The organism is Frankia sp. KB5 (assembly GCF_002099325.1).
In the GTDB taxonomy this organism is placed as follows: domain Bacteria; phylum Actinomycetota; class Actinomycetes; order Frankiales; family Frankiaceae; genus Frankia; species Frankia casuarinae.
Window position 1 is genome coordinate 1 of the sequence record NZ_MRUJ01000020.1, and the last position, 5,346, is coordinate 5,346.

The 5,346-nt window shown below is 70.9% G+C and carries 5 protein-coding genes and 3 pseudogenes; 1 reads left to right on the forward strand and 7 read right to left on the reverse strand.

Going from position 1 to position 5,346, the window contains the following annotated elements:
* Positions 1-132: 132 nt before the first annotated feature.
* Positions 133-273, forward strand: a pseudogene (locus KBI5_RS28580) (methyltransferase, FxLD system); the annotation flags it as partial.
* A gap of 279 nt (positions 274-552) precedes the next feature.
* Here the strand turns inward: KBI5_RS28580 and KBI5_RS02140 are convergent.
* The 7 genes and pseudogenes from KBI5_RS02140 to KBI5_RS27265 form a co-directional block, all read right to left on the reverse strand.
* Positions 553-1,311 carry a hypothetical protein gene (locus KBI5_RS02140; RefSeq protein ID WP_085014176.1) on the reverse strand — a complete coding sequence of 253 codons (759 nt, stop codon included), beginning with the start codon at positions 1,309-1,311 and terminating at the stop codon, positions 553-555.
* A 19-nt stretch (positions 1,312-1,330) separates the two neighbouring features.
* The gene (locus tag KBI5_RS02145; protein ID WP_085014173.1) at positions 1,331-2,170 is read right to left on the reverse strand and encodes a PspA/IM30 family protein; all 840 of its coding nucleotides are present in this window, start codon (positions 2,168-2,170) and stop codon (positions 1,331-1,333) included.
* Between the two features lie 48 nt (positions 2,171-2,218).
* Positions 2,219-2,413: a hypothetical protein gene (locus tag KBI5_RS02150; RefSeq protein ID WP_023840200.1), complete on the reverse strand. Its 195-nt coding sequence runs from the start codon at positions 2,411-2,413 to the stop codon at positions 2,219-2,221.
* Positions 2,414-2,598: 185 nt separating this feature from the next.
* A complete protein-coding gene (locus KBI5_RS02155; RefSeq protein ID WP_011437912.1) occupies positions 2,599-3,066 on the reverse strand; it encodes a DNA starvation/stationary phase protection protein in 468 nt (155 codons plus the stop codon).
* 353 nt (positions 3,067-3,419) lie between these two features.
* A pseudogene (locus KBI5_RS02160) lies at positions 3,420-3,668 on the reverse strand (helix-turn-helix transcriptional regulator); the annotation flags it as partial.
* A gap of 121 nt (positions 3,669-3,789) precedes the next feature.
* Complete coding sequence (locus KBI5_RS02165) at positions 3,790-5,091, reverse strand: competence/damage-inducible protein A (RefSeq protein ID WP_085014175.1); 1,302 nt, start codon at positions 5,089-5,091, stop codon at positions 3,790-3,792.
* A pseudogene (locus KBI5_RS27265) lies at positions 5,081-5,346 on the reverse strand (CDP-alcohol phosphatidyltransferase family protein); the annotation flags it as partial. The gene KBI5_RS02165 and the pseudogene KBI5_RS27265, both read right to left, overlap by 11 nt.

A 5,346-nucleotide genomic window follows, 5' to 3' on the forward strand; every position in this document is an offset into this window, starting at 1 on the left:
TGACCGCGATCGTGATCCATACCGGTGGCAGCCTGAACGAGGTGACCACAGGCGACCTCCTCGCGTTCCAGTCAGCCACGGCGCCCAGCCGCGGCAGCAAGATCAAAATCCGGATAAGTCGGGCCGTGGGACCTGCCCCCGGCCTGGTTCGACCAACTCGCCCCCGGCGGTACGCTCGTGGTCCCGCTGCACTGGCGGGGCCAGGCCCGCAGTGTCGCCTTCGCCCGTCAGGACACCCATCTCCGGGCGGAAAGCAGYCAGCTCTGCGGGTTCATTCCCATGATCGGTATCGTGTCGACCGGCGAGCAGACCGGCACGATCACTGACAACGTGGACCTGTGCTGGGATGCCGACCAGAACATCGCCCCGGCCGCCCTGCACGAGATGTTCACTGGACCGAGACCACCGCGTGGTCCGGCGCCTCCGTCGTCGCCAACGAGCCGTTTGACCACATCTGGCTGTGGCTGACCGCCACCTCACCCGGCACCTGCCGCATCGCAACTGAAATCTTCGCTGGCAACCGACACCCGGGATCACCGTCGACATCCGCGATCAACCGGAAAGTTCACGCAGTGCGGCAGCGTAGCCACGCAGAGCCTCGATCTGCTGGGTCAGTCGGGCCAGGTCCGGCGAAGACGCGACCACCGTGCCCACGACCTCGCTGGCCGCTGCCAGCAGGTCGTCCAGAGTGGCCACCGACGCCGACATTTCGGCCACCAGGTCCTTCCTCGTCGCCAGGATCTCGGCTCGTCGAGCGGGATACGTCACCGCTYGGGCCGCCCTTTCACACGCGACGACCCGCATGGCGGTGACCCGCAGCCCGTCCACCAGATCGGCGGCGCCGGCCACGGCCGCCCGCACCGGGCCGCGGGCGGCGCCGGGAGCAAGCGTCCGGGCCATCGCGACGAGCGCCGCCAGACCCGCCTCGCCACGGCGCAACGGCTCGGCGGCCGCCGAGTGCCGCAACGCCCAGGGAGGCGGAGCGGGAGCGCTCGGCAGGGCGAACCCGCGGTCCTCCCGCCGGATCACGGCCGTCTCCCAGCCCGCGAGACCCGCCCTGATGATCGCCGCAGCGCCCACGACCAGCCAACCCCAACCGTCCACGACGGCGGCGACCGGCGTCACCGAGGCCACGGCGATCCATCCGAAGGCGGTCACCGCCGCCCGACGACGCGCCCACCGGACGCCACGCCCGGCGCGCCGTTCGGTCCGCAGCAACGACCGGCGTTCGACATCGGCACGCACCCAGTCCGGCAACGCCGGCCGCAGTGCCCCGCCCGGCGCCCCGTCCCAACCCGGCCAGCCGGTCACGGCCGGTCCGCCATCCGACTCACGGCGTCCCACCGCCGGTGGGCTTGGCCGCGGAACCAGGCGACGCCGCGGAACCAGGCGACGCCGCGGAATCGGGCGATGCGGCGGAACCGCCCGCGCCAGCGGGAAGCTGGCCCCCGGCCGCCATGTCACCGCGCAACTCGGCGAGGCGGGAGGAGGCCCGGGCGTCCATGGTCGCGCGCCGCACCTCGATCATCCGCGCCTCCATCCCCTGGGAGGCGAGCTCGTGACGCCCAAGAGCGACCGCGTAGCGCTGCTCGACCTTGTCGCGGATCTCCCCGAGGGTGGGCGTGTCCCCCGCCGGGGCGAGCGAGGACATCCCCTCCATCGCCTTGGTCATCTGCTCCTRCATGGCGGCGTGCTCGATCTGTGTCAGCAGGCGGGCACGCTCGGCGAGATGGCGTTGCATCCGCACGGTGTTGTCCTCGACCGCGGTTCGGGCCTGCTGGGCGGACGCGGCGGCCTGGCGGTGCAGGTTCTTCAGGTCCTCCAGCGATGCTTCCGCCGAGACCAGCTGGCTGGCGAATGCCTGGGCCGTCTCCTCGTACCCGGCCGCGGTGACCAGGTCACCGGCCGCTCGCGCGTTGTCAGCCAGCAGCAACGAGGACCGGGCGGACTCGGTGAGGTTCGCGACCTCGTCCACCTGGCGTGCCATGCGCATCTCCAGCTGACGCTGGTTACCCACGACGAGCGCCGCCTGCTGGACCAGCGCCTCGTGCTGCTGCCGGGCCTCCATGATGGCCTGGTCGATCTGCACCCGCGGGTCGGCCTTCTCGTCGAACTTCCGGTTCGCCGAGGCCGACAGATAGCGGTAGATCTTGCGGACGACATTCGCCATACATCGATCGTCGCACGCCGGAGCCGCGGCGGTTACCCCGCGGCGGACTCAGACGGGCGGCTGCAGCGCCGTGCGGCCGCGTCCCGCGCAGACCAGACACGTCCGGCAGGCCGGCACAAAGCCGCCGCGCATGGTGGCGAAGACCACCAGCAGCTCGCCCAATCCGTTGCAGCTCTTGCACACCTGGACCAGCCGGCACTCCGACCAGCCGTCGTCGTCCTCCGGCCACGCGGGGGTATTCACGTGATCTTCTTTCCCTGCGGGCCATGCCCGGGAGTCCGCCCGGGAACGACGATCGGCACCAACCTGCGCCACGAGAACTATCTCGGGATAGTCGCGGAGGGGTCCGCCACCCGCCACCCGCCACCAGACAACCCTTTTCGGGGGAGGGCCCTTTCGGGGAGGGCAAACCGCCACCGGCGCGGGACTCACACCATCGCCTGGAACATCCAGTGCTGCTCCTCCAGGTCGTGGACGATCTCGATGATCAGGTTCTGGGTGACCGGGTCGGCCTTCTCGGTCGCGTCCATGCGGGTACGCATCCTCGTGACCACCCCGGCGAGGACCTCGGTTGTCTGCCGGATCACCTTCTCATCCGGGATGTACCCCACCTCCACTCCCGGCAGGTGGGTGCTTCGGGCGACCGTCGAGGACTGACCGTCCGGGTTGACCCCGATCGCGACGGCACGTTCGGCGGTGGCGTCCGCGTAACGACGCGCCAGATCGACAACCTCGTCGAGTTGGCGATGCACACTACGGAAGGTGCGCCCGGTGACGTTCCAGTGCAGCTGCTTGGCGGACAGGGACAGGTCGATCAGGTCGATCAACGTGCCCTGGAGGGCCTCACCGGTGACACTTCGTGCCCCGTCGGACAGCGGGCTGCGGATGGCACTCATACTCGACCTCTCTCACGCCGGAGACATCTGCTCCCTGCGGCGTGCCCCGTGAAGAGATCCGTATGCGACCAGAACACCCGACGTCCAGAACGCCCCGACGTCCAGCACAGCCCGACGTCCAGCACAGCCCGACGTCCAGCACAGCCCGACATCGCGAACGAGACACACATCGAGACCTACCTCATCGGGACCTACATCACGAACGGAGCGCACGTCATGAACGGAGCAGACCCCGAACGTGAACGGGACAGCCGACGTGGCAGGACACCGGAAGACGCCGGACGCGCAACTCAGGCCGCCCGGTCGACGACCGCGGCGCGGGCGGGAACCACCACGGTGGGCGCGCCGACTCGCGCGGCGACCGCCAGTTCGGCGAGTTCGAGATCCTCACTCACCTCGCGCAGCAGGTCCGCGAGCCGTACTCCCAGTGCGTCACAGATGGCGGCGAGCAACTCGGAGCTGGCCYCCTTCTGCCCACGCTCGACTTCCGAGAGGTAGCCGAGCGACACCCGTGCCGCCGACGACACCTCCCGAAGCGTGCGGTGCTGATCCTGACGGCGGCGGCGCAACGCCTCGCCGAGCATGCGTCGGAGCAGGACCATCGAGCCTCCTCCTTCGTCCGCGGGATGCGTTCACCGTATACCCACCGCCGCGACCATCGGGCCCTCGTTGACGGGACTGTAACTGTGTAAGCACCTCAGATCCGGTGATTGGTCTCGCGCATCAGGGTGCGCCGTCTCCGGTTGTGGTCATCTCGCTGTTCGGCAGYCCGGCGAGCATCCGACGCACCAGGTCCAGCGCGGACACCACCGCGTAGGTGCGGATGCGCGGCCGGTCCCCGGGCAGCCGTACCGACCGGGTGACGGTGCCGTCCGGTCCGGCCAGGCCGATATGCAGCGTTCCGACCGGTTTGTCCTCCTGCGGCTGCGGGCCCGCGACTCCCGTGGTGGCCAACCCRTAGGTGGCGCCCAGCCGGGACCGGACCCCCGCCGCCATCGCGGCGGCCGTCCTCGACGACACCGCGCCCTCGGCGGCCAACAGCCCCTCGTCGACACCGAGCGCCGACGCCTTGACCTCCGTGGCGTAGGAGACGATGYCGCCACGGAACGCGGCGCTCGCACCGGGGACGTCGGTCAGCCGCCCGGCGAGCAGCCCCCCGGTGATGGACTCCGCGACGGCCAGCGTCGCCGACCGCTGGACGAGCAGCCCCAGGACCACGCCTTCGAGGGAGTCGTCCGCACCGCCGTACACCCCGGCGCCCAGTGCGGTCCGGGCCGCGGTCTCCACCGGTGCGATCAGCATCTCGGCCTCGGCCCGATCCCGGGCCCGGGCCGTGATACGCACCCGGGTCTGGCCACCACTGGCCAGGAACGCGATGCGCGGATTGCCGATCCGGGCAAGCCGGTCGACCTCGTCCGCGAGGGCCTCGGCGACGGCCGACTCCCACATGCCCGCCGTGCGCAGCACCCGGTGGACGACCACCGCGGGCTGCCCGGCCCGGCGCAGGATGTCGGGCAGCACGCTGGCGGTGAACATGCCGTTCATCTCGAACGGCACACCGGGCATCGCGTAGACGACGCCAGTCCCGATCTCCATCCGTATCCCCGGGGCTGTTCCGGTGCCGTTCGGCAGCGGTTGTGCCCCCTCGGGCAGGTCCGCCTGCCGGTAGTTCATCTGGGGCACGCGCCGGCCACCGTCACCGCGGCCCATGTCCCGGAACCGTCGCCGCAGCATCGACTCCAGGAAGTCGTCCCGGCGCAGGCCGACGCCGGCCGCGGCGGCGATGCCCTCGCGGGTCAGGTCGTCCTGGGTGGGACCGAGCCCTCCGGTCATGATGACGACGTCAGCCCGGTCCAGTGCCACCCGGATCGCCGTGGCGATCATGTCGATGTCGTCACCGACGACCGTTGACGTCGTGACGGTCACTCCGACGTCGGCCAGCTGCCGACCCAACCAGGCCGCGTTGCCGTTGACGATGTCGCCGTAGAGAAGTTCGTCCCCCACCGCCAGCAGCTCAGCGCGCATCGGTCCGCCCCTCCGTCTTCCTGATGGTCGGTCCGGCCGCCGTCGACGGGTCGGACCCGGCCGGCCCCGCCATCCGGTGGCGCACCGAGGGGCCGGTGCCGGGCGAGAGGCCGGTGGATGGTGCGCCCCTCGGCGGGGTGACACCGCCGGAATCCCGCGAGGCCCGCCGCCGCAGCGTGAGAGCTCGACAGACGTAATCGATCCCGGTGACCATGGCGACCACCACGCCGGCCGCGAGAATCACGGCCCGGCTCG

Bases quoted from the DNA above. Each gene is read 5' to 3' on its own strand.
- KBI5_RS02155 (WP_011437912.1), bottom strand. From the start codon at position 3,066: ATGAGTGCCATCCGCAGCCCGCTGTCCGACGGGGCACGAAGTGTCACC.